General features: G+C 53.3%; 1 rRNA gene. It reads left to right on the top strand.

Features of this window, described 5'->3' with window-relative positions:
* Positions 1–2,603 (top strand): 23S ribosomal RNA (locus LQ216_RS20180); the annotation flags it as partial.
* Between the last annotated feature and the right edge of the window lie 23 nt (positions 2,604–2,626).

A 2,626-nucleotide genomic window follows, 5' to 3' on the forward strand; every position in this document is an offset into this window, starting at 1 on the left:
GGGGTAGATGAAGCGGCCTGGAAAGGCCCGTCAAAGAAGGTAATAACCCTGTAGTCGAAACTTCGTTCCCTCCTGAGTGGATCCTGAGTACGGCGGGACACGAGAAATCCCGTCGGAAGCAGGGAGGACCATCTCCCAAGGCTAAATACTCCCTAGTGACCGATAGTGAACCAGTACCGTGAGGGAAAGGTGAAAAGCACCCCGGAAGGGGAGTGAAACAGATCCTGAAACCGTGTGCCTACAAGTAGTCAGAGCCCGTTTATGGGTGATGGCGTGCCTTTTGTAGAATGAACCGGCGAGTTACGATTTCATGCAAGGTTAAGTTGATGAGACGGAGCCGCAGCGAAAGCGAGTCTGAATAGGGCGAATGAGTATGAGGTCGTAGACCCGAAACCAGGTGATCTACCCATGTCCAGGGTGAAGTTCAGGTAACACTGAATGGAGGCCCGAACCCACGCACGTTGAAAAGTGCGGGGATGAGGTGTGGGTAGCGGAGAAATTCCAATCGAACCTGGAGATAGCTGGTTCTCTCCGAAATAGCTTTAGGGCTAGCCTCATGGTAAGAGTCTTGGAGGTAGAGCACTGATTGGACTAGGGGCCCTCATCGGGTTACCGAATTCAGTCAAACTCCGAATGCCAAAGACTTATCCATGGGAGTCAGACTGCGAGTGATAAGATCCGTAGTCGAAAGGGAAACAGCCCAGACCACCAGCTAAGGTCCCCAAGTATACGTTAAGTGGAAAAGGATGTGGAGTTGCTTAGACAACCAGGATGTTGGCTTAGAAGCAGCCACCATTTAAAGAGTGCGTAATAGCTCACTGGTCGAGTGACTCCGCGCCGAAAATGTACCGGGGCTAAACGTATCACCGAAGCTGTGGATGGACACCGATGGTGTCCGTGGTAGGAGAGCGTTCTAAGGGCGTTGAAGCAGGACCGGAAGGACTTGTGGAGCGCTTAGAAGTGAGAATGCCGGTATGAGTAGCGAAAGAAGGGTGAGAATCCCTTCCACCGAATGCCTAAGGTTTCCTGAGGAAGGCTCGTCCGCTCAGGGTCAGTCGGGACCTAAGCCGAGGCCGAAAGGCGTAGGCGATGGACAACAGGTTGATATTCCTGTACCACCCGTAATCGTTTGAGCAATGGGGGGACGCAGGAGGATAGGGTAAGCGCGCTGTTGGATATGCGCGTCCAAGCAGGTAGGCCGGAAACGAGGCAAATCCCGTTTCCATATAAGGCTGAGCTGTGATGGCGAGGGAAATTTAGTACCGAAGTTCCTGATTCCACACTGCCAAGAAAAGCCTCTAGCGAGATGAAAGGTGCCCGTACCGCAAACCGACACAGGTAGGCGAGGAGAGAATCCTAAGGTGTTCGAGAGAACTCTCGTTAAGGAACTCGGCAAAATGACCCCGTAACTTCGGGAGAAGGGGTGCTTTTTAGGGTGCAAGCCCGGAAAAGCCGCAGTGAATAGGCCCAGGCGACTGTTTAGCAAAAACACAGGTCTCTGCGAAGCCGCAAGGCGAAGTATAGGGGCTGACGCCTGCCCGGTGCTGGAAGGTTAAGAGGAGAGGTTAGTCGCAAGACGAAGCTTTGAATTGAAGCCCCAGTAAACGGCGGCCGTAACTATAACGGTCCTAAGGTAGCGAAATTCCTTGTCGGGTAAGTTCCGACCCGCACGAAAGGCGTAACGATCTGGGCACTGTCTCAACGAGAGACTCGGTGAAATTATAGTACCTGTGAAGATGCAGGTTACCCGCGACAGGACGGAAAGACCCCGTGGAGCTTTACTGTAGCCTGATATTGAATTTTGGTACAGCTTGTACAGGATAGGTAGGAGCCGGAGATGCCGGAGCGCTAGCTTCGGTGGAGGCGTCGGTGGGATACTACCCTGGCTGTATTGACATTCTAACCCACGCCCCTTATCGGGGTGGGAGACAGTGTCAGGTGGACAGTTTGACTGGGGCGGTCGCCTCCTAAAGAGTAACGGAGGCGCCCAAAGGTTCCCTCAGAATGGTTGGAAATCATTCGTAGAGTGTAAAGGCACAAGGGAGCTTGACTGCGAGACCTACAAGTCGAGCAGGGACGAAAGTCGGGCTTAGTGATCCGGTGGTTCCGCATGGAAGGGCCATCGCTCAACGGATAAAAGCTACCCCGGGGATAACAGGCTTATCTCCCCCAAGAGTCCACATCGACGGGGAGGTTTGGCACCTCGATGTCGGCTCATCGCATCCTGGGGCTGTAGTCGGTCCCAAGGGTTGGGCTGTTCGCCCATTAAAGCGGTACGCGAGCTGGGTTCAGAACGTCGTGAGACAGTTCGGTCCCTATCCGTCGTGGGCGCAGGAAATTTGAGAGGAGCTGTCCTTAGTACGAGAGGACCGGGATGGACGCACCGCTGGTGTACCAGTTGTCTTGCCAAAGGCATCGCTGGGTAGCTATGTGCGGACGGGATAAGTGCTGAAAGCATCTAAGCATGAAGCCCCCCTCAAGATGAGATTTCCCATAGCGCAAGCTAGTAAGATCCCTGAAAGATGATCAGGTAGATAGGTCTGAGGTGGAAGCGTGGTGACACGTGGAGCTGACAGATACTAATCGATCGAGGACTTAACCAATTTGTTTTGAAGTGACGTAAAAA

Origin of the sequence: Bacillus sp. CECT 9360, from assembly GCF_918741275.1 — a bacterium.
In the GTDB taxonomy this organism is placed as follows: domain Bacteria; phylum Bacillota; class Bacilli; order Bacillales; family DSM-1321; genus Peribacillus.